Source organism: Natrinema sp. 74 (assembly GCF_046097095.1).
In the GTDB taxonomy this organism is placed as follows: domain Archaea; phylum Halobacteriota; class Halobacteria; order Halobacteriales; family Natrialbaceae; genus Natrinema.
In genome coordinates, this window is the sequence record NZ_CP175698.1 from 3,393,008 (window position 1) to 3,413,922 (window position 20,915).

Genomic DNA, 20,915 nt, shown 5'->3' on the forward strand with positions numbered 1-20,915 from the left:
TATATCGGTTATATCAAATCGAAAATAGCGGCGGTTCGGTCACGCGGCGACGACGGTTCCAACGGGGGCCGAATCGACCGACCGTGGCTCCTCCTCACGACTGAGAGCTCGGTCGCTGTCGACGGACCGACGATGCCGTGCCCGCGTTATGGGGAAGTTTCCCGAGGGGTCTCACAGGAAGCGGAAGGTCTCGAGGTTCTTCGGCGCGAAGGTGCGCATGTCGTAGTTGTGATAGAGCGCCGAGGAGAGGTCCTGCGTGGAGCGCTCGTCGCCGTGGACACAGAGCACCTTCTCGGGACGGGGATTCATCGTCTTGACGAAGTTCTCGAGGCCGGCGCGGTCGGCGTGGCCGGAGAAGCCGTCGACCGTCTCGACGTCCATGTTTAGCGAGAGGGTGCCGCGGCCGCCGCCGTTGCCCATGGCACCGACTTCGCTGGTGGGGATTTCGTCCCATCCGTTCTGGATGCGGCGACCGAGCGTCCCCTGGGCCTGGTAGCCGACGAAGACGAGCGTCGAGTCCGGGTCGGGACCGATGTGAGAGAGCCAGGACATGATCGGCCCGCCGGTGACCATCCCCGAGGTCGAGAGGATGATACAGGGCTCCCCGTCGGAGACGTCCTGTCGTTCCTCCTCACCGCCGTCGATGTGGTTGAACTCCTCGGCGAGGAATGGGTTCTCGTCGTCGTGGAAGATCCGGTCGCGCAGATCGTCGCGGAGGTACTCGGGATAGGTGGTGTGAATCGCCGTCGCTTCCCAGATCATCCCGTCCAAGTGAACCGGCATCGACGGAATGTCGCCGTTTCGCATTGCTTCTTCTAGGACGAGCATGATCTCCTGGGAGCGACCCACCGCGAACGCGGGGATGACGACCTTGCCGCCGCGCTCGTAGGTGTCGTTGATGATCTCCTTTAGGCTGCGCTCTGAGTCTTCCTGGTCGGTCTGGTAGTCGTTGCGACCGCCGTAGGTCGACTCGAGGACGAGCGTCTCGACGCGCGGGAAGTCGTTGACTGCGCCGTTGAACAGGCGGGTGTCCTCGTAGTGAATGTCGCCGGAGAAGGCGACGTTGTAGAGGCCGTCGCCGATGTGGAAATGCGAGACGGCCGAGCCGAGGATGTGGCCGGCGTTGTGGAAGGTGAGTTTGACGTCCGGCGCGATGTCGGTGACGTCGCCGTACTCGAGCGGGATGCAGTGTTTGATCGCCTCGCGGACTTGCTCGCTCTCGTAGGGCGGGGCGCGGCCTTCTTTGGCGGCGACGTCGAGATAGTCCAGCGTCAACAGCCCCATCATGTCCCGGGTCGGCTCGGTACAGTAGATCGGGCCGTCGTAGCCGTATTTGAACAGGAGTGGGATCAGCGCGGAGTGGTCGAGGTGGGCGTGGGTAAGCACCACCGCGTCGATGGTCTGTGGGCCCGCGCCGAGGGCCTCGGGTGCGTGGAGATACGGCACCTCGTCTTCGGCACCGGGTTTGTCGCCGCAGTCGATGAGGATCCGTGTCTCGGGCGTCGAGAGGATGAAGGAGGCCCGACCGACCTCGCGACAGCAGCCTAGCGTGGAGATGCGGACGTACTCGTCGTCGGACATCTCCTCGCGGTGGATCTGGCGGCCGACCTTCTCGAGGATGTCGCGTCGGTCGTCGCGCTCTTGCTTGAGGAAGCTGCGAACGTTCGAGACGGTCGAGGACTCGATCGGCGGCGTGCGGACGACTTCGGGCGTCCAGCCGACGTTTTTGGTGATCTCGCGGAGCGTCGAGCCGTGGCGGCCGATCACCATACCGGGCTTTTCGGCCTCGATGACGACCTCGCCGGTGTCGGCGTGGAAGTCGAGGTCGGTCACGCCCGCGTCCTCGGGGACGACGTTCATGATCTCCTCGCGGGCCTGCTCGGGCCGCGAGAGGACGCTTGGGTCCGGTCGGACGGTGATCCGTTTGCGGAGCTTGCTTGCGAGCTGGCGGATGAGATCGCCCTGTTGGGCGAACTTCTTCGGATCGCGAGTATAGACCACCAGTTCGGGGCCCTCGTATTTCACTGACGAGACCGAGATATCGCTCGGTAGCTCGCTCGTGATCTGTGCTTTCAAATCGTCGAGTTGCTGCTCTACAGTGCTCATAATCGCCGAATGTGGCTTGCGTGAACTCGCCGCCCGGGGTCCGCGACGGCAGGCGACGGATCATCAATCGGTGACTGAGATCGGAACCCGGTTCCGCAGCGGCCGCCGTTCAGTGACCACCGCGTCGGAACCGGGTGTGAGCGCGAGCACCGTCGCCCGCGTGGGACAACGTAGCTCACACTCCGTCTCGCCTTCCGGATCATCGTATCCTCTTCCGTGCCTGACGAACACGCTCCCGGATCGGTTATCCTGGTCCGTGCGGGACAATTCCAGGGAGAACCCGCTTACCCGAGGCTATTCTTTGCGTGGTATAAAAGCCTTCGCAAAAATCGGGGCCAATTGGACGGAGACCGTCGAACGACGGTTAACGGCCGGTCGAGAATCGGTTTACGAGCGGTGAGCAAAGCGTTTTGGCGGACAGAACCGTCGGTCATCGCACATGCGTCTCACGCCAGCCCGCGTCAGCGAGGAACGGTCCTGGGTCGCCGATCGAGCCGAGACGGTCGTCCCGCTCATCAACGACGTCCGCGACGACCTTGGCGAGCGCTTCGATACCGAGGTCGACGCGGTCACCGAAGCGCAGTATCGCGGGGAAGTCGATACCGTCTTCGCGGACGGCGACCTGGCCGTTAACGTCGCCGCCATGGTCGCGCTCCTCAGAGAACTCGATGTCGAGGGAGACTATCCGGGGTTCGTCGTCGACGAACTCCTCGGTCGCGAACTGGCCGCGACGATCGCCGGCACCCAGCCCCTGCGGACGCTCGGCGAAGCCACGTTTCACTACGTCGACGTCGGTCACCACGGTGACGAGAGCGAAAACGCCGGCGTCGACGACTGCGAGGCCGCACTGGCCGCCGGCTTCCAGGAACGGCTGCCAGGGTGGGACTGGGTCGATCGCGACAGCCCGTTCGCCGTCGAGTGAACGGCGCTCGCGCGCTCGAGGTGAGCGACTCGAGGCGGGCTACGTCCCGGACTCGGTACTGTTCCCGTACTCGTTCGCGGGAGACTGGTTTCCACCGGTCGTCGTGCCGTTCCCGTCTTGCTGGCCGCGCATCGTCGCGCGCTGTCGCTCGAACCGATCCCGTTGCTTGGCGAACTGCTCGTACTGGGATTGGGGATAGATCGCGGCGATCTCGCCACGGCGGAGCGCGTCGACGAGCGCCGATCCCGACGCGTTGACGAGGAAGAAGCCATACGACGGGGCCGACTTCGTGATCGAGATATCGTCGCTGCTCGCGGCCGTTTCCTCGAACGTCGACGCCGCCTCCTCGGTCAGGCTCCGCTGTTTCTCTCGAAACCGCCGCCGGGCCTCCTGCTGGCTGATGTTGCCGCTTTCAAGACCGGCACGGAGCTCCTCCTCGAGAGCCGATAGCGGCTCTTGATCGGGCTGGACCGTGACCGTCAGCGCCTCGTCGGAGCCGGAGCCGCCCCCGGTGATCGACTCGAGTTGCGAACAGCCGGCGAGCGACGCGGCCGCGCCGGTGCCGGTCAGCGCGAGGAATCCGCGACGAGTGGGTATATTCGACATCGCGTTTCGAGCGCGGAGACGAGTGCAGAAGTACCTTCTGCGTTGGGTCTGACGGCGCGATGCAGACGACCGAGCCGGCCCGCCGTCGGGCACCTTTTATCCGTCCCACTCCTACTCGATTCCAGTGAGCGATCCAGCGGACGAACGGCGGACGGAGACCCTCCAGCATCCGACGGCGGCGGCCGCGCGCGATACGGTCGCTCGCGGGATCGACCGCGACGCGATCGTGACCGTCTACGGCCGCTGTACCGTCGACTACGACGGTCGGGCGACGAGCTACCTCGAGGCGGGGGACCGTCACGTCATGCTCAAGCCCGACGGCGCGGCGCTGGTCCACACCGACGAGGGACAACAGCCGGTCAACTGGCAGCCGCCGGGCTGTGACCACGAGGCGGTCTGCGACGACGGCGCGCTCGTCATCGAGAGCCTGCGGTCGACGCCGGACGAGCGCCTACGGGTCCGCTTTCGGGAGGTGGTACAGGTGTCGGCGTTTTCGGGCTCCGACGAGACGGAACTTGCCCTCGTCGGCACCGAGGAGGACCTCCGCCAGCGGATTTTAGAGGAGCCCGACCTGCTCGAGGCCGGCTTCACACCGTTGGCTACTGAACGCGACACGCCGGCGGGTGCGGTCGACATCTACGGCGAGGATGACGCCGGCCGGGCCGTCGTGGTCGAACTGAAGCGTCGTCGGGTGGGTCCCGACGCGGTGAGTCAGCTCCGGCGCTACGTCGACGCTCTCGAGCGAGATTTACACGCTGACGCCGCCGTCCGCGGAATTCTGGTCGCACCGTCGGTGACCGGCCGCGCGGAGCGGCTGCTCGCCGAACACGACCTCGAGTTCGTCGCGCTCGAGCCGCCAGCGGAGTGATTTCGTCCCGTTCTTGGTCGAATCGTCGGTCCGTCAGGGCGGGTACGTCCCGTCGAGGCTCGCCTCCGCGAGGACGTGGCCCTCGATCGCCGATTCAAGGGCGTCCGCGTCGGTGTCGGAGTCGAGTTCGAGCGTGGTGTCGAGTGCGAACAGCCGGAATCGGTAGGTGTGTTCTCTGTCCGGCGGGTTCGGGCCGCCGTAGCCGCGGCCGCCGAAGTCGTTCGTTCCTTCGACCGCCTCGTCGGGGTCCCACTCCTCCGGAATCGTCGTCCGCTCGGGCGACACGTTCCAGACGATCCAGTGGTCCCACACCTTCCCTGCCGGCTCCCGCGCGTCGGGGTCGTCTACGAGCAGCGCGAGCGACTCGGCGTCGTCGGGAACGCCATCGATCTCGAGCGGCGGGTTGACGTTCGTCTCTGTATAGCCGTACTCCTCGGGGATCCGTTCGCCGTCGTCGAATGTCGGACTCTCGAGTGTGAGTGGTGCCACGGTTCGTACCTCCGTGTGCCGTCACGTCGGCCGTTCACCGCCACCGTAAAAGAACCTTACAGCCGATCGGTGAGCTCGACTCCACGTTGGCCGGTACCGTCGGGCGACTCGAGTTCTGGCGGACAGCTACCGGCGAACGGTGAAGATCACGATTCCCAGAGCGAGGAGCCCGACGCCCCACCACCACGACTTCCCCGGCAGATACGCGAGCAGCAGTGTGACGATGCCCGAGGAGATGAGCGACCAGCCGATCGTCGTTCGATATGTCATATGAGTGTGTTGATGGCCAAATAGTTGTGTGTTCTGCAGGTCCTCGCAATCTCTGCAACTATCATCCCGTCAACTATTCATTATCCGTCTCGTTCGTTCGGCCGTGACTCCAGCAGTGACGATCCGACGGTACCAGCCGGCAGACGGTTCGCGGGTTCGCGAACTCCACGAAGCGGCCATGCGCGATGTCGGGGCCTACGTCGAGTCGGTCTCGGACGACGACCTCGAGCGAGTCCGCGAGACCTACGTCGACGCTGGCGGCGAGTTCCTCGTCGGTGAACGCGACGATACAATCGTCGCGATGGGTGCGTTCCGCCCGGTCGACGGGTCGGAGTCCGTCGCGACGGTCGTTTCCGACCTCGCGCCATCGGCGGTCGAACTCACGCGGCTGCGCGTCGCTCCCGACCACCAGCGACGCGGCTACGGCCGACGACTGTACGAGGCTCTCGAGCGCCGCGCCCGATCAACGGGAGCCGACGAGCTCGTCCTCGATACGATGGCGAGACAGACCGCGGCCTGCAGTCTGTACGAGTCCCAGGGCTTCGAAGAAGTACACCGCGAACGAATCGACGGGTTCGACGAGCCGTTCGAGTTGCTTATCTACCGAAAATCGCTGGCCGAGATGTGACGGCCGACGGGGGATCAGTCCTCGAGTGACCGCTTCAGGCGGTCGAGTTCCGTCAGCGCCTCGACGGGGGTGAGTCGGGCCAGATCGAGCGCACGGAGTTCCGCGGCCACGTCGGTCGGCACGTCGCCACCATCTGCGGTGGCCGTCGACGCCGATTCGTCGGCCGACTTGATCGTCGTCTCTTTGGCTGCTTCGCCGCCTGCATCGATTTCGCCGCCTGCCTCGAGGTCGCCGTCCTCCGCGTCCGCGACCAGTGTCCGCGCTCGGTCGACGACGGGTTCGGGAACTCCCGCGGCGGTCGCGACCTGCACTCCGTAGGACCCCGTCGCTGCGCCGGGGGCGATCTCGTGGTGGAAGACGACCTCGCCGTCGCGCTGGTCGACCTCGAAGTGGAGCGTAAACGCGGCCGCGAGGTCGTCGGCGAGTTCGGTCAGCGGGTGGTGGTGAGTCGCGAACAGCGTCGTCGCGCCGACGGCGTCGTGGAGGTGTTCGGTGATCGCCTGCGCGATGGCCATCCCGTCGGCTGTGGAAGTGCCTCGGCCCACCTCGTCTAACAACACGAGCGAGTGCTCATCGGCCTCGCGCAGGATCGTCGCGAGTTCGTCCATCTCGACCATGAACGTCGAGCGCCCGCCGGCGATGTCGTCGCTGGCCCCGACGCGGGTGAAGATGCGATCGACGGGCGTGATCCGGGCGGCGCTGGCAGGGACGAAGCTGCCGACCTGCGCCAAGAGAACGATCTGGGCGACCTGCCGCATGTACGTCGATTTGCCCGACATGTTCGGTCCCGTGATCACCGCTAACCGCCGGTCGTCGGTAAAGCGGGCGTCGTTCGGGACGAATGACTCCTGCGTGCGCTCGACGACGGGGTGACGGCCGCCCTCGATCTCGAGGGTCTGACCCCCATCTCGCTCGAGAATGTCGGGCCGGCAGTAGTCGTACTGGGCAGCGGCCGTCGCGAGCGAGACGAGCGCGTCGAGCGTCGCAAGCGCCTCGGCGAGCCCTTGGACGCGTTCGACCTCGTCTGCGATCTCACGGCGCACCGCACGGAAGAGTTCGTACTCGCGCTCGTCCGCGCGTTCCTCTGCGCCGACGATCTGGTCTTCGCGCTCTTTGAGGTCCGGCGTGACGAACCGCTCGGAGTTTTTCAGCGTCTGGCGGCGCTGGTAGTCTTCTGGCACCGACTCGAGGTTCGGATTCGTCACCTCGATGTAGTAGCCGTGGACCGAGTTGTAGCCGACCTTCAGCGAGTCGATCCCGGTCCGCTCGCGTTCGCGTTCCTCTAGGTCGTCGATCCACTGCTTCCCGTCGCGGGCGGTCCCGCGCAGGTCATCCAAGTCCTCGTCGTACCCCTCGGCGATGATCCCACCCTCGGTGATCTCGATGGGCGGGTCCGAAACGATCGCATCCTCGATCAGTTCGCGGACGTCGGTCAGCGGATCGAGGCGGTCGTACAGCCGCTGTAAGCGCTCGCAGTCCGCGTCTTTGAGTTGCTCGCGGACCTCGGGGACGACGGCCAGCGTGTCCCGCAGCGAGCGCAGATCTCGCGCGTTCGCCCGCTCGCGGGAGATCCGGCCGATCAGCCGCTCGAGGTCGTAGACATCCCGCAGCCGGTCGTGGAGCCGCTCTCGCGTCTGGACCGCGCTCGTGAGTTCCTCGACGGCGTCGAGTCGCGCCTCGATCCGGTCGGGCTCGAGCAGCGGTCGCCGGAGCCAGTCTCTGAGCTTGCGACCGCCCAGCGCGCTGGCGGTCTCGTCTAAGACGCCGACGAGCGTCGCGTCGTCCCGGCCGTGGACCGCGCGCGGTTCGAACAGCTCGAGGCTCCGGAGGGCAACTGCGTCGAGTAGCAGGTACTCACGCGGGTCGTACCGCGTGAGGTGGGTGAGATACTCGAGGCGAGTATCGTCGCCCTCAACGGGGGCGGCATCGGCGGCTTCGTCTGCGCTGCTATCGTCCGTCTCGCCGCGCTCGCCCTCGTGTGTGCCGCCGCGGACGTACTCGGCGTAGGAGAGGAGCGCACCGCAGGCCCGAATTTCGACGTCGCTGGCGAGCAGGGCGTCGGGATTGCGAAAGTACGCGGCGACCTTCTCGCCGGCCCGCTCGCGGTCGAACGCCGACGCGTCGTAGGGCGAAACCATGCAGCCATCGGGAACCAAGTCGGTGGGCGCGTCGGGGCCGACGACGGCTTCCGCGGGATCGAACCGACTCACCTCGTCGGCGATCGCCTCCCGCGAGGTCGAACTCGTCGCGAGGAAGTCCCCCGTCGAGACGTCGAGCAGGGCGAGCGCGAGGGCGCGATCCTCGGCGCTCGAGCCGCGGTCGCAGGCGATCGCCGCGACGAAATTGTTGTCGTCGCTCGCGAGCAGTTCGTCCTCGGTGAGCGTTCCGGGCGTGATCACGCGCGTCACGGCGCGCTCGACGACGCCCGACGTTTCACCGGGTTCCTCGACCTGATCGGCGACGGCGACCCGGTAGCCGGCCTCGAGTAACTCCTCGATGTACGACTCGGCGTTGTCGATCGGGATGCCGGCCATCGGGTACTCGCCGGTACTATCCTCTCGACTCGTCAAGGCGATCTCGAGCAGGCGCGCGGTGCGTTCGGCCGCGCCACAGAAGGTTTCATAGAAGTCCCCTACCTGAAAGAGGACGATCGCGTCGTCGTACCGCGCACAGAGGTCGTGGTACTGCGCCATCATGGGCGTCAGCTCGTCGCGCTTTGCGGCCATCGCCTCGGGCGGGCCGAGCGCCGGATCCATACCCGAATTCGGCCGCCCGACGCTGAAATACCTTGCTGGATCGATTCTACGACGGCCCCGAATCTCGCTGCTCAGATCGGCCGACCGTCACGGAACGGAAAAAGCGTATTACGGTCGATCACCCATAGCCGAGCAACCGATATGGCATCGACCCCATCGGTCGCGACGCGCGTAGTCGCGATCATCGTCGCTGCGGCGCTCCTCGGTGGGGGCGTCGCGGGTATCGCTGCGGGCACCTCGAGCGGCGGCTCGGAGCTTGCGGATTCGAGCGCCCTTTCGGTCGGCGACTCGCTCAATACCACCGATGGAACAACGGGGACCATTGAGAACACCACCAACGAGACCACGGATACGCTTCGAGAGACCACCGACACCGTGACCAACGGGGTCGAGAACACCACCGGAGCGGTGGTCGGATCGAACGGGTCGGTCGGCACGGCCGTCAACGAGACGACCGCCGTCATCGATGACACCGTCTCGACCACGACCGACACCGTCGACGCGACGGTCGACGAGACGACGGGCACCGTCGGCGAACCCAGTAACGGAACGGCGGTCGACGCCTCGCTCGAGACCGAGACCGCGGTCGGCGGCCAGCGTTCGGACGCAGGCGGCGACTCGAGCGATGGCGCGGCGACGGCCGACAGCACGAGCGACGGTGACGGTGGCGACGGGAGCGACGCCGGCGTGGCCGGGACATCGGGTCCGACGGAGACGGCGACCGACGCGGTGCTCGTCGGGGCCCTGGGTGCGATCACCGCCTCCGGCGCGGCGGCTGGCGCTGCCGGCGGCTCGGGGGCCACGAGCGGCGCGAGCACCGCGACGGCCAACTGGCTGGGACAGTTCCGAACCCTCCGCGACCTGCAGCGGGCCGGCTCGGCCCTCCCGTGGAAGATCCTCCCGCTGTTTCGATACAGTACGTACGACGATTCGGACCCGCTCGAGCACGACCGCCGGCGGGCGGTCTACGAGGTGATCGAGCGCGAGCCCGGTTCGTACCTCTCAGAGGTCAGCAACCGGACCAACATCCCGCTTTCGACGGTCCGCCACCACGTTCGGGTGCTCGAGGACGAGGGCCTGGTGACTGGGATCAAGATCAACGGCAAGCGGCGGTACTTCCGCGATGCTGACGACGCCGAACTGCGGGCCGCCCTCGCGGAGCCGGCAAAGCGCGCGGTCCTCGAAACGCTCGCAGACCTCGGTCGCGCTCCCAACGGCCGGCTCGCGGACGAACTCGGGCGAGATCCGAGTACGGTCTCGCACCATCTCAGCGCGCTCGCGGACGACGGGCTGGTCGTCCGCGAGAAGGACGGCCGGTCGATGGTCAACGAACTACCGGCACGCGTCGCGGCGGCACTGGTCGACGAGACCGCGTCAGCGGCCGACTCAGCGCCAGCACCGGCCGACGACTGAGCGTCGTGACCGTCCACTTGCCAGTCGAGTTACGCATCGGTCTCGAAGTACAGCGCCGCGTGGTTCGCACAGCCGGGATTGAACGCCGCGTCGCAGGCCGGGCAGCGGTAGTCGGCCTCGAGATAGTCCGGAACGGTGAGGTCCGTCCCACAGACCCCACACAGCACCGACGGCTCGTCGAACCGGTCGCGGGGCCACGGGACGGCCTCGTGGTCCGTGCGCTCCTCGTGACACCGGAAGCAGGGATAGTAGCGCTCGCAGCAGGCGAACTTGAACGCGACGACATCGCGGTCGGTGTGGTAATGGGCACACCGCGTTTCCGGACCGACATCGACACCGCGGACGGTCTGTTTCCCGATCGATTGCACGCGCGGATCGACGGCCGGCGGACGCTTCGGTGTTGCGATCGCACGGGAACGGTCTGGCCCTCGGGTCACTCGGTTTCTGGCACACCGGGAGAGGATACCGCTAGGACGGCGGCTGCTCCGGGAGTGTGGGTGCTGGGGCGTCTTGAGGGCGGGATCGTCGACCGTGACCGTCGTCCAGCGCCTCGAGTCGTGGTTCGTTCGATTCGCGAACGGTCGCGTAGCCGTGCCACAGAGAACTACGGTGTGCAGGGTGCACCGCGTTGCTGGACCGATGAATCGGCCGCTATCAGGGTCACGAGACGAGGCGTAGCGAATAAATAAAGAGCAACAGTCCGACCGCGATGAATATCGCTTCCGCAGTCCGGAGCAGATAGAGTTCCCGTCCGAACGCCGTGATGCCGCCGTTAACGCCGAACTCGTACAACGCTTCCGTGACGGTTCCTAGCGTGAGAATCGCGAAGCCGACGGTCACGACCAAGAGGGAGGGAAGCCCCTCGCGCTTGTACGCCTTGTAGGCGATGACGGTGAGGACCACCCCCAGACCGAACGTGACGACGTTCGAGAGCAGGAACAGCCACGAACTCGCCGATTGGGTCATCCAATCCCCCTCATGGAACTCACCCGGGTGATCTCACCCTCCTAACGATCGCCACAGCTGGCCGAATCGGTCGATCGTATCGTTTCGAAACTGGATGTCGACGCGAAACTCCCCATGTTCGACGGTGAACTCGATGTGCCTGACTGCGGTCTTGAAACTAGTGTAATTGTCCCCCGTTGGAGAGATTTCGGTCTCCTCCTCGAGAAACGAGGCCTCGACTAAGTCGTTCGTCTGCCTGTAGACCGTCGTGAGCGAGACGTCGAGCGCCTGCTCGAGTTCGCTGGCGGTCATCGGTTCGCGACTCGCCGCTGCAAGAATTCGTCGCGACGATTCGCTGTCGATTGCCTCGATGACCTCCTGGGGATCGATAGCCATTTGACTATAGCGTGCTAGTACTCGCCGCTACTTTACCTTGCGGGGGCCCGTTTGCGAGGGCTGCAAACGCCGCTCGAGTTTATCAGTGGCACGCCCCTACCGGGGAACGGAGGCACGTTCCATGAAGAATGACTGGGATCGACTCGTGTGGGGAGTCGAACCATCTCTCGAAGAGAACGAAATCCGAATTAGCATCGAGGGCGTGATTGACGACGTTGACGAGCAGCTAGTGCGGCAGTTTCAAGAGAACAACGCCCGTCTCGATCAAGTTACACTCGTGCCGGTAGACGACGGGGACGCTAAGCGCGTTTCTTCGTCCGAGAACGCGGATTAAACTGACGGAGACAGGTCGAAGGAGGCGAAAAGCGGGCTCGACCGCTTCTCTTCGGACTCGACCGATAGCCCCCCTTGCGGCGAGGAGAGACGGCAACAGCGGAGACGGCGACAGCGACGACGGATGGCGTTGCCACTCACGCCGGGACCGATCCCGATTCGAATCCGCGCTCGAGCGTCACTCGAACTCGGCGGTGTCGCCGCGGCGGTAGCGATCGAGTCGGCGGTAGCCGTGAACGGTGGTGTCGGTATCGAGTTCGATCTCGTAACGACCGACGATGTCCTGGGTGTCCGGGACGGCTCGCCGCTCGACGACCTCGACGACGGCGCGCCAGCCGTCGTCGGTCGGGGTAATCTCGCTGACGCCGTCGAACTCGTGGCCGATGAGTTCGCTCGCGGTCGATTGGACGGTCTTTCGGACCGCAAGAATACCGGCGATCTCCTCGCGGTCGGCGTCGGACTCCGCGTCCGTCTCTTCGGGGTCAGTCTCCTCCTCGGCGGTCATGTCGACCGTTTCGCGCGATTCGGTCTCGTTCGATTCGGAGTCCCCCGTCTCGCGCTCGGCCGCCTCGTCCGTCTGTTCGGTTTGTTCTTCCCGATCGGTTTGCTGACTGTCGCTCACTGTTGGATCACTCTCGTCGTGCTGGAAGCAGAAGCCGCCGTCTCGAGCCCGCCGTGAGCAGCGCTCGCCATCCTCGGTTATAGCCCTGCATTGCTCGTGTGATTGCACGTCGGCTTCGGCCATTGGTCTGGATTCAGTTCGATATGGATCGTCCGGGTCGATCGATCCCGCTCTCGGTCAGATCGTCTCCGCGATTCGCGATCGCAACTCGTCGATATCACCGCCGCCCTCGCCCGCGATCTTCGGCGCGAGAACGTCCGTGAAGACGTTCGACAGCGTCTCGTCGTCGAATTCACCGTCGGCGTCGTGGCCGTCGAAGACCGCCAGCCCCGCCGCGGCGGTGATCGCCGTCCGCGTACCCACGGCGATCTCGAGTTCGTCGCGAAGCGCCCGCGTCGTCGCCACGACGGTGTCGATATCGTCCGCCGGGAGGTCGACGTGGGACGCGACGATCTCGCGTTCCGTCTCGTCGTCGTAGAAGCCAACGTGAACGCCGACGAACCGATCGAGCAGCGCATCTTGCTGTTCGTGGACGCCGGCGTACTCCACGTCATTTGACGTGAGAATCGCCCGAAATTCGGGGTGGACGTCGATCGTCCGATCCTCGCCGCGCTTGCCCGGCCGCTCCAAGACGCCCTCCTCGAAGACCGAGAGCAGGACGTTGTGGGCGGTGGGGTCGCTGCGCGAGAACTCGTTGTAAACGAGCGTCGCACCCTCGCGAACGGCGACCGAGAGGGGGTTGTCCACCCACTGCTCGCGGACGATCTCCGTCTTCTTGCTGACGCCGCTGACGAACTGATCGCTCTCTTCGTAGCGCTCGCCGCCGGCGTGGGTGCCGACGAGCGAGGCCGTATCGATCGCCTCGTCGCCGTTGAGCCGGACGACCGGCCGACCGCGGTTCGCCGCAGCCGACAGCGCGAGTGCCGTCTTGCCCGACCCCGTCGGCCCGATCAGGTGGACCGGCTGGTCGGCCTCGAGCCAACCCGTGATCCGCTCTTGAAGGGATTCGACGGCGTCCGTTTCCACGAACGGCTCGGGGACGACCGCCTTGGGGTCGGAGAGCAGGCTGTCGCCGTTGCGGTCGCCACTCGGCGACTTCCGGGCGAGATCCTTCTTCGATTTTCGGGTCGCTTTCTGCTCGCGGCTGGCCGTGATCTTCCGGCCACGGACCGTACGCTTTCGCGAGGCGTCGTCGGCCATATGAAGGGTTACGACGGTTCGGCGCGGGGCTCGACCTCGAGTTCCTCGAGTTCTTCGACGTCGCCCTCGGCGGTGGCCTGCTCGATTTTCGCTATTTCCTCTGCGTAGTGCAGGAAGGTGTCGACTGAGGCGACGACGACGCGGGCCTCGACCGTCAGCAACTCGATTCCGACGACTGAGATCCGCGCCCAGACGTCGATGACGACGCCCTTATCGAGGACGCGGTCCAGTACTTCCGCCAGACTCGAGGAATTCGGAGTTCGTTGTGTCATAACGGCTGCTTCTTGGCCGCCTCCTCGTAATTCGACTCGGTCTGCACTTGCAAGTCTCACTATCTTTGGTCGCCGTTCTCGGATCGGCGTCGCTTTTAGCGCATTCGGGGTTGCGACTGCAAGCACCACGATAACTGGCGGGCGCGACGAACAGTTCGTGACGATACTCGATCCGAGGCTCGTTACGGGCCAGACCGCGAAAACCGCGGCGCTTACACTCTGCCACATACCTCATGCTACCGATCCGTCCCATCGCTGACCGAGACGAAGCACGCACGCGTTTATCGACCCATAGGTATCGTCGATCGGCTCGTAACGGGCGTCAACTCCCAGACGGTGATCCCGTGTCCGTCGGAAGACGATCGCCGTCTTCAGCCGGCGCTCCGCCGCGGTCGGCGGGTGATCCGCGATGAGCAACCGATACGTCTACGGCGTCGTCGAGTCGGACGACGTCGCGTTCGAAACCGATGCGGTCGCGGGCGCAGACAGCGTCTACACGGTCTCCCATCGTCGACTCGGCGCGGTCGTCTCCGACATCGACACCACCGATCCCGAAGAGACCGACGAGGACGCCCAACTCCACGACGATGTGCTTCGAGAGATCATGGCCTACGACGGCGGGACGACCGTCGTTCCCATGCAGTTCGGGATGGCCTTCGAGGGCGACCGAGAACTGAAGAACGTCTTACGCGGGGCGCGACCGGCGTTCCGACGCGCGATGAACGACATCGAAGGGAAGATCGAACTCGGCCTCAAACTCGTCCGCGAGGACGACGCAGATGTCGACCGTGAGGCGCTCGAGGACGACGTCGAAGCCCGGTTCGATTCCATCGCCACGCAGGCCGTCGAAAACGACCTGTTCAGCGATCGGCTTGTCTTGAACCGCTCGTATCTCGTCGACGAGGATGAGCGCGAGGCGTTCGACGAGGCGGTCGCCGAGTTCGAAGCCGACCGCGACGACCTGCTGGTCCAGTATACCGGACCGTTTGCGCCGTATAGCTTCGTCGACGTGAAAATCGGAGCCAAACAGTAACCATGTTCGTCCTCGACGACCTCCTGTTCCGGCCCTTCATGGGTATCGTCAACGCGCTTCACTCTATCGCGCTCGACGAACTGTACGACGTGGAGGCCATCGAGGACGAACTCAAGGAGAACCAGCTGCTGTACGAACTCGGCGAACGGCCCGAAGCAGAGTACCGGCGACGGAAAGAGGAACTCGAGGCGGAACTCGAGACCGCTCGCGACGTCCACGAGCGACTCTCGAGCGGCCGCGTGGAGGTGAAACGATAATGAGCGAACACCCACCGACAGACGACCGCGACGAATCGGACGATGACCGGGCCGACGAACAGAGCACCGACGAGAGCGATCACTGGCTCTCGAGCCTGTTCGCCGCATTGGAATCGCTCGAGAACGGCTCGACATCGCGGTCGGGTCGCCGTCGCGGCGATCGAACGGTCTTCGACTACGACATCTCGATTCGGACCGCCGACGGGCTCTCGGCGGACGAATCGCCGCCTGCTCGCCGCCCCAGCGACGCCGAGCGAGACCGCGGCCGACCGCGAACGCGTCGAGTTCGGTCGTCGGGGCCGTCGAGCGATCACCACGTGGCGATCCGAACGCACGACGACGAGTTGCTCGTCACCGCGGACATCGCCGGCGTCGATCCCGAGGACGTCACCGTGGGCTTCGACGAGTCGACGCTCGTCATCGCCGTCGAGGAGCGCGAACTCGATCGTATCGACGTTCCCTGGGACGAGACCGCGTCCGAGGCGACGATCAAAAACGGCGTGCTCACGGTCGAGATCGTGCCGGAGACGGAGGGTGAGAGATGACCGAGACCGAGCCGTTCGACGCGTTGCTCGAGGACGCGACCGAGAGCCTCCAGCATCTCGACGCGGTCGTCGACGACGTCGAGGCGATCGACGAACTCGACGACGAGACCGTCGAATCGGTGATCGGCGACCTCGACGCGCTCGCGCGTGTCGCCAAAGAGGTCGGCGAACTGCTCGAAGAGATCGATCTCACCGATCTCCCGGACGCGGTCAACGAGGACGAACTCCTCGATGCGATCGAGGCCGGCGAGCTTCCCGCCGTTCTGGCCGACGAGGACGCGGACGCGACCGATCTGATCTCGTTTCGGGAACTGTTCGACGCGATCGATCTCCTTGAGACGTGGGATGCCGCGGACCTGACCGGGCTCTGGCAGGAGAAACGCGAACTGGACGCCGCCCTCGAGGAACTGGAGGACAGCGCCGACGCCGGCACGGTCGAAAAGGCCGTTGCAGAGATCGCGTCCAGCGACGAACGGCTGTTCGGCGAAGAGGGCGAACTCCTCGAGACGGACGTCGACGCGACCGAGGCCGCAACGGAGGCGCTCGGCGACATCGACATCACGGACGATCCCGAAGCCTATCAGGCGGCCATTCAGCGCCAGGCCATCGACGGCATCGACGCCTTCCGTGCAGCGTTACTCGAGACACACGCGAAATTCGAACGGCTGTACGAGTACAACCGCGAGAAGATGCGCCGAGAGGACACGAGTACGAACTCGCGAAATCCGACGGCCGCGGCGACGATCCCGACCCAGCGGCGCGACCTCGGCGGCGCTCGGTACTCGACCGTACCGCAAGCGGTGAAGCTGTCGACCGCGCCGACGCGACGACGGATCTACGGCCGCCGGTTCGAACTCGAGCGGGAACGACGACGGAGAGACTCCAATGACTGACCGACCACTGCGGCGACCGAACGGCTGTGTGGGATCGACGATCGAACAGCGGTCACGCCGCCTCCGGGGTGATGGAGATGGTCGATGAGTTCCAGCCGAGTCGCCAGAAGGCCGACCTCGCCGAGGTCGTCGAGATGCTGCTCGACAAGGGCATCGTTATCAACGCCGATATCGCCGTCTCGATCGGCGACACGCAACTGCTCGGCGTCCAGCTTCGGGCCGCGATCGCCTCCTTCGAGACCGCGGCGAAGTACGGCCTCGAGTTTCCCGAGGGAACGGACATGCAGCGAGTCGCGGAGGCGGTCGACGACCCCGAGGTCGCGACGGCCGATCGGCCGAATCCGGTGATCGATCCGGCTCGAGGCGTCTCCACCACCGCTGAGGGCGACGCGGACGACGAGCGGAGCGCCGACAGCGACGGACGCGACGAGACGGAACCGGCCGGCGAGACCGGCGAGGAGGCCGAAACCGAGGAGGCTGCCCCGGAAGCGGAGTCAGAATCAGGAGGTGACGGACCGTGACAGCGATCGACGTCGGCGACGGCGAGGACGCGCGCGACGGACTGATGACGCTGGTCGTCACCGTCGTCGAACTCCTGATCGAGGCGCTCGAGCGGGAGGCGGTCCGCCGCATGGAGTCGGGGACCCTCTCGGACGAGGAGGTCGAACGGCTGGGGAGCCAGCTCGCGACGATCGAAGCCGAAATCGAGCGGCTCAAAGCCGACGAGGGGATCGAAGCGGGCGTCGACGATCTCCGGGGCGATCTGGACGGGCTGGTCGACGACGCGATCGAACAGTTCCGCGGCGAGCCGACGGCTACCCGGAAACCCGGCTACTCCGTGTTCGGAGGTGAGGGCGAATGAGCGACCGCGGAGCCGACGGGCCGGCGGACGCCCTCGAGATGCCTCAGGGAGAGGCGACCGCGGACCCGGCCGATGCGCCGGCGATCGACGAGGGTCGGTACCTCTACTGTATCGTCCCGGCCGACGCGGACGGCGATTTCGAGACGACCGGCGTCGACGGCGAACCCGTTTCGGTCATCGTCGAACGCGGAATCGGAGCCGTTGTCCACGCCTGCGACGGTATCTACGATTCGGCGAATCTCGCTCAGATCCGCCGCTGGCTCGTCCGGCATCAGACGGTTGTCGACGAGGCCGGACGAGCGTTTGGCACGCCGATCCCGTTTCAGTTCGACACGATCCTCCGAGGCGATGACGACCGCGTCCGCGAGTGGCTCCACGAGGAGGAAGCCACCCTCAAGCGCGCCCTCTCCGGGCTAGCCGGTCACTGGGAGTACCGCGTCGAAGTCGTCGAGGTCGACCGCGTCAGCGACGAGGCGCTGATCGAGCGCGACGACCAGTTGCGCGAACTCGACGAACGGATCGGCGACTCGGCGGAGGGAACCGCGTTCCTGCTCGAGAAGCGGTTCGACCAGCGGTTGACCGAACTGCGGGCCGCCCGCCGCGACTCGCTGACCGCCGATCTCGAGGAGCGGTTGGCCGCCGAGGCGCGGGAGGTACACGCGCTCGAGCGCTCGCCGAGCGCGCAACTCTCCGACGAGTTGACCGGTGGCTCCGCTGGCGGTGACGACGCGAGCGATGGCGAAACTCTCTGTCGGCTCACGTTGTTGGCCCACGAGGACGACGAGGGGGCGATCGGCTCGATCCTCGACGACGTGGCCGCGACCGACGGCCTCGAGGTCCGGTTCACGGGGCCGTGGCCGCCGTATACGTTCGCGCCGGAACTGGGCGGTGGCGACGGAACTCCCGCGGCGAACGACCGCGAAAACCCACAGCCATGAGACCGCAAAAGGACGACGACGCGCTCGTCGACGTACTCGACGTGTTGCTCAGAGACGGCGCGGTCGTCCGGGCCGACGTGATCGTTTCGGTGGCCGAGATTCCGCTCGTGGGAATTAAGTTGACGGCCGCGATCGCCGGGATGGAGACGATGACCGAATACGGCCTCTTCGAGGAGTGGGACGCGACTCGTCGGTCGGCCGCGGTACGGAGACGGCAGTACGACGATCCCGATTCGAACGCGGACCCCAAAGCGGTGACCGAACTCGGCGTCGGTAGTTCCCACGACGGCTCGCGAGACCAAAACCACGCGGAGGAGTAAACGAGAAGAGAGCACTGGCCGTCGTCCGACGGGTCGTGGCTCTGGCAGAGCGCCTGTCAGGCGTATTTCGGGCGTTCGGTGGTGTGTTCGACCTCGCCGGTGACGGTCTCCTCGTCGGAGTCGTCGTCGTAAATGTACTTGCCAGTCGCCCCACAGAGGGTGCACTCGTACGTCTCGGAGATTTCGTTGATCATCTCCCCGTCCTCGAAGTAGACGCGACTCTGCGTGATCTGCAGGAACTGGGCGGTCTCGCAGTTAGTGCAGGTGATCATATCGGTTCGATAGCCAGCACCGACCGTAGTTATCCGGCTTGTAACCAGGCGGGATGAGTGACTATGGAAGTCTTACCTGATTTCACCCCACATTAGGTCGTCGGCAGACAGGTGTGCCGCTTTACCCGTCACTCCCACCCACTCGAACGATGTAGTACGTGCGTAATTCCATTGAAATCGAGTGACGGCGTCGGGATCATCGGTGGTCGATTGCAGTCTGAACGGTTGTCGAAAACGATCTTTTCCGACGGAGCGAACGGAGAAATCCGCGTGTTATCGCCGTGGATCACGGGATGGGGCCCCGTGAACGATACCAGGCCACACCGCTGCGACGATGGGCCGTGATTGCCGCCGCCGAGTCACGTCTCAACCGGGATTCGATCGCCCGTCCGTGCCGCCTCATATGCCGCTTCGGTCAGCGCCGTTACTCGACGGGCATCCGCAACCGTCGCCGGGGGGTTTGTCCCCGCAGTGACGCTCTCGAGAAAGGCATCGGCTCGCGACTGCTCGTCGCGCGGATCGATGTACGGCGCGTACTCGCCGGCATCGGAATCAATCTCGATGACCTCGCGGGATCCCCACTGGGTTCCCTCGAGATAGACCGCGCCCTTGTCGTCCCACAGGTGGAGGTGTTCGCGGACGGAGGGCGCGTCGCCGTGGAAGGAGAACGTTCCGGTCGCGCCGTTTTCGAACCGCACGTCGAGGTGGGCGCGACGGTCGATTCGCGCCGCTTCGTCGTGGAAGTCCATGCTCGCGGCGACCGACGCCGGCTCGAGACCGGTCGTCCACAGGACGCCGTCGAGGACGTGGCTGCCCGTATCGTACAGGAACCCCCCACCGGATAGCTCGGGATCGAGCCGCCACGTCCCCCGAGAGTCGTCGATCCAGTCCTGCGTTATCGCGGCGGTCAGCCAGGTCGGCTCCCGGTCGGCGAACCGTTCGCGGGCCGTTCGGAACGCCGTCTGCAGGTGGCGCTGGTAGCCGACCATCACGGTCCGGTCGCTTCGCTCAGCTAGCGAAGCGAGTTCCCGCGCCCGCTCGAGGTCGGTCGTCAGCGGCTTGTCACAGTAGACGTGCCAATTCCGGTCGAGGGCGGCGAGAACCTGCTCGTAGTGCAGCGTATGCGGCGTCCCGATGAGGACTGCGTCGATGGTCGACTCCTCGAGCATCGCGGCGTATTCGGCGTACCGCCGCTCGGCGGGGACGGCGAAGTCGCGGCCCACCGCCTCGCGTTGCTCGGCGTCGAGATCGCAGATCGCGTGAACGGTCGCGTCCGGGTGGCGGTGGAACCCGCCGCCCACAGTGGTTCCGATGTATCCCAGTCCGACGATACCGACGCGAATCGAGCGCGACGTGGCGCTATCGCTCATACCGTCTCGAACGGCCCCCATCCCTATTCCTCTGGAGGCGTCGCAGGCAAGCACCCCGTTCCACTCGAGGACGGCACCGATGGCCGGGCCACCCCAGCGTTTCCCGTCTGCGACGCTACGCCAACGTCACGATAGCGGAGTCCGAACCCCGTCCTCGAGGACGTCGGTCGGCCGCTCGCCCGAGAGCGTCGAGCGATGCAGGTCGGGACGAGAGTCTCCATCGCGAGTGCGACACGCGGTCTGACCGTAAACTGCCACGCCGAACCGACCGTAGCGGACCGCTACCGGTCAATTATACGCCGCCTGTGTCCGGTTCGGGGCCGCTACCGGTGCCAAGCTTCCGCATAACAATAGGCGAGCCGTGCATCAGCCGACCTGCGGGGCTGAACGACCCCGTCGGGTACGCACCTGACCCAACTCATACGCCGACCGCGTGCGTTCGTGCCCGGATCGCTCGGACGTGGACTCGCCCCACTTCGAGTACGCTCATGTCTCTCACGCCCAGGGCGGTTCCCGCCCGCCCGGGGTTCACGATTCGTCGATAGCGGCAGTTCACGGCGGATAGCAGCTCGAAACCGACGTAGTAGCGTTCTAACAAC

General features: G+C 65.6%; 25 protein-coding genes. 12 read left to right on the forward strand and 13 right to left on the reverse strand.

Going from position 1 to position 20,915, the window contains the following annotated elements; all coding sequences use genetic code 11:
• Positions 1-171: 171 nt before the first annotated feature.
• A complete protein-coding gene (locus ACJ70B_RS16925; RefSeq protein WP_408958160.1) occupies positions 172-2,106 on the reverse strand; it encodes a beta-CASP ribonuclease aCPSF1 in 1,935 nt (644 codons plus the stop codon).
• Positions 2,107-2,545: 439 nt separating this feature from the next.
• Between ACJ70B_RS16925 and ACJ70B_RS16930 the strand changes: the two genes are divergently transcribed.
• Positions 2,546-3,028: a hypothetical protein gene (locus ACJ70B_RS16930; RefSeq protein WP_408958161.1), complete on the forward strand. Its 483-nt coding sequence runs from the start codon at positions 2,546-2,548 to the stop codon at positions 3,026-3,028.
• Between the two features lie 39 nt (positions 3,029-3,067).
• Here the strand turns inward: ACJ70B_RS16930 and ACJ70B_RS16935 are convergent, their stop codons facing one another.
• Positions 3,068-3,634 carry a hypothetical protein gene (locus ACJ70B_RS16935; protein ID WP_408958162.1) on the reverse strand — a complete coding sequence of 189 codons (567 nt, stop codon included), beginning with the start codon at positions 3,632-3,634 and terminating at the stop codon, positions 3,068-3,070.
• A 124-nt stretch (positions 3,635-3,758) separates the two neighbouring features.
• Here ACJ70B_RS16935 and nucS point away from each other — a divergent pair, with 124 nt between their 5' ends.
• The gene (nucS, locus tag ACJ70B_RS16940) at positions 3,759-4,502 is read left to right on the forward strand and encodes an endonuclease NucS (RefSeq protein ID WP_408958163.1); all 744 of its coding nucleotides are present in this window, start codon (positions 3,759-3,761) and stop codon (positions 4,500-4,502) included.
• Positions 4,503-4,535: 33 nt separating this feature from the next.
• On the opposite strand, the gene ACJ70B_RS16945 is transcribed toward nucS, so the two are convergent.
• Positions 4,536-4,991: a YbhB/YbcL family Raf kinase inhibitor-like protein gene (locus ACJ70B_RS16945; RefSeq protein ID WP_408958164.1), complete on the reverse strand. Its 456-nt coding sequence runs from the start codon at positions 4,989-4,991 to the stop codon at positions 4,536-4,538.
• Positions 4,992-5,117: 126 nt separating this feature from the next.
• On the reverse strand, positions 5,118-5,261 hold the full coding sequence (locus ACJ70B_RS16950) for a hypothetical protein (RefSeq protein WP_408958165.1): 144 nt from the start codon (positions 5,259-5,261) through the stop codon (positions 5,118-5,120).
• A 103-nt stretch (positions 5,262-5,364) separates the two neighbouring features.
• On the opposite strand from ACJ70B_RS16950, the gene ACJ70B_RS16955 reads away from it, so the two are divergent.
• Entirely contained in the window at positions 5,365-5,889 is a 525-nt protein-coding gene (locus tag ACJ70B_RS16955) for an N-acetyltransferase family protein (protein ID WP_408958166.1), read from the forward strand.
• Between the two features lie 14 nt (positions 5,890-5,903).
• Here ACJ70B_RS16955 and mutS read toward each other — a convergent pair whose 3' ends face one another.
• Positions 5,904-8,645, reverse strand: a complete 2,742-nt coding sequence (gene mutS / locus ACJ70B_RS16960; RefSeq protein WP_408958167.1) for a DNA mismatch repair protein MutS — start codon at positions 8,643-8,645, stop codon at positions 5,904-5,906.
• Positions 8,646-8,786: 141 nt separating this feature from the next.
• Between mutS and ACJ70B_RS16965 the strand changes: the two genes are divergently transcribed.
• Positions 8,787-10,058, forward strand: a complete 1,272-nt coding sequence (locus ACJ70B_RS16965) for a winged helix-turn-helix transcriptional regulator (protein WP_408958168.1) — start codon at positions 8,787-8,789, stop codon at positions 10,056-10,058.
• Between the two features lie 29 nt (positions 10,059-10,087).
• Here the strand turns inward: ACJ70B_RS16965 and ACJ70B_RS16970 are convergent, their stop codons facing one another.
• From ACJ70B_RS16970 to gvpA, 6 genes are all read right to left on the reverse strand, one after another.
• Positions 10,088-10,426: a CHY zinc finger protein gene (locus ACJ70B_RS16970; RefSeq protein WP_408958169.1), complete on the reverse strand. Its 339-nt coding sequence runs from the start codon at positions 10,424-10,426 to the stop codon at positions 10,088-10,090.
• 292 nt (positions 10,427-10,718) lie between these two features.
• Positions 10,719-11,024, reverse strand: coding sequence for a hypothetical protein (locus ACJ70B_RS16975; RefSeq protein ID WP_408958170.1), 306 nt, complete (start codon positions 11,022-11,024; stop codon positions 10,719-10,721).
• Between the two features lie 33 nt (positions 11,025-11,057).
• Positions 11,058-11,399 carry an ArsR/SmtB family transcription factor gene (locus ACJ70B_RS16980; RefSeq protein WP_408958171.1) on the reverse strand — a complete coding sequence of 114 codons (342 nt, stop codon included), beginning with the start codon at positions 11,397-11,399 and terminating at the stop codon, positions 11,058-11,060.
• A 511-nt stretch (positions 11,400-11,910) separates the two neighbouring features.
• Entirely contained in the window at positions 11,911-12,477 is a 567-nt protein-coding gene (gvpO, locus tag ACJ70B_RS16985; protein WP_408958172.1) for a gas vesicle protein GvpO, halophile-type, read from the reverse strand.
• A gap of 54 nt (positions 12,478-12,531) precedes the next feature.
• The gene (gene gvpN, locus ACJ70B_RS16990) at positions 12,532-13,554 is read right to left on the reverse strand and encodes a gas vesicle protein GvpN (RefSeq protein ID WP_408958173.1); all 1,023 of its coding nucleotides are present in this window, start codon (positions 13,552-13,554) and stop codon (positions 12,532-12,534) included.
• Positions 13,555-13,562: 8 nt separating this feature from the next.
• Positions 13,563-13,826, reverse strand: a complete 264-nt coding sequence (gene gvpA / locus ACJ70B_RS16995; protein ID WP_408958174.1) for a gas vesicle protein GvpA — start codon at positions 13,824-13,826, stop codon at positions 13,563-13,565.
• A gap of 409 nt (positions 13,827-14,235) precedes the next feature.
• Here gvpA and ACJ70B_RS17000 point away from each other — a divergent pair, with 409 nt between their 5' ends.
• The 8 genes from ACJ70B_RS17000 to gvpM all read left to right on the forward strand — a co-directional run bounded on the left by ACJ70B_RS17000 (position 14,236) and on the right by gvpM (position 18,674).
• A complete protein-coding gene (locus tag ACJ70B_RS17000; RefSeq protein WP_408958175.1) occupies positions 14,236-14,859 on the forward strand; it encodes a GvpL/GvpF family gas vesicle protein in 624 nt (207 codons plus the stop codon).
• A 2-nt stretch (positions 14,860-14,861) separates the two neighbouring features.
• Positions 14,862-15,116, forward strand: a complete 255-nt coding sequence (gene gvpF / locus ACJ70B_RS17005) for a gas vesicle protein GvpF (protein ID WP_408958176.1) — start codon at positions 14,862-14,864, stop codon at positions 15,114-15,116.
• Complete coding sequence (locus ACJ70B_RS17010) at positions 15,116-15,661, forward strand: Hsp20/alpha crystallin family protein (protein ID WP_408958177.1); 546 nt, start codon at positions 15,116-15,118, stop codon at positions 15,659-15,661. The genes gvpF and ACJ70B_RS17010 overlap by 1 nt, the downstream gene beginning before the upstream one ends.
• Positions 15,658-16,554 carry a hypothetical protein gene (locus ACJ70B_RS17015; RefSeq protein WP_408958178.1) on the forward strand — a complete coding sequence of 299 codons (897 nt, stop codon included), beginning with the start codon at positions 15,658-15,660 and terminating at the stop codon, positions 16,552-16,554. The genes ACJ70B_RS17010 and ACJ70B_RS17015 overlap by 4 nt, the downstream gene beginning before the upstream one ends.
• A gap of 71 nt (positions 16,555-16,625) precedes the next feature.
• Positions 16,626-17,075: a gas vesicle protein GvpJ gene (gvpJ, locus tag ACJ70B_RS17020; protein WP_408958179.1), complete on the forward strand. Its 450-nt coding sequence runs from the start codon at positions 16,626-16,628 to the stop codon at positions 17,073-17,075.
• Complete coding sequence (locus tag ACJ70B_RS17025; RefSeq protein ID WP_408958180.1) at positions 17,072-17,416, forward strand: gas vesicle protein K; 345 nt, start codon at positions 17,072-17,074, stop codon at positions 17,414-17,416. Before gvpJ ends, ACJ70B_RS17025 begins: the two co-directional genes overlap by 4 nt.
• Positions 17,413-18,354, forward strand: coding sequence for a gas vesicle protein GvpL (gene gvpL, locus ACJ70B_RS17030; protein ID WP_408958181.1), 942 nt, complete (start codon positions 17,413-17,415; stop codon positions 18,352-18,354). Before ACJ70B_RS17025 ends, gvpL begins: the two co-directional genes overlap by 4 nt.
• The gene (gene gvpM, locus ACJ70B_RS17035; RefSeq protein WP_408958182.1) at positions 18,351-18,674 is read left to right on the forward strand and encodes a gas vesicle protein GvpM; all 324 of its coding nucleotides are present in this window, start codon (positions 18,351-18,353) and stop codon (positions 18,672-18,674) included. Before gvpL ends, gvpM begins: the two co-directional genes overlap by 4 nt.
• A gap of 56 nt (positions 18,675-18,730) precedes the next feature.
• Here the strand turns inward: gvpM and ACJ70B_RS17040 are convergent, their stop codons facing one another.
• Both ACJ70B_RS17040 and ACJ70B_RS17045 read right to left on the reverse strand, forming a co-directional pair.
• Positions 18,731-18,946, reverse strand: a complete 216-nt coding sequence (locus tag ACJ70B_RS17040) for a hypothetical protein (RefSeq protein ID WP_408958183.1) — start codon at positions 18,944-18,946, stop codon at positions 18,731-18,733.
• Positions 18,947-19,305: 359 nt separating this feature from the next.
• Entirely contained in the window at positions 19,306-20,316 is a 1,011-nt protein-coding gene (locus ACJ70B_RS17045; protein ID WP_408958184.1) for a Gfo/Idh/MocA family protein, read from the reverse strand.
• Positions 20,317-20,915: the final 599 nt, after the last annotated feature.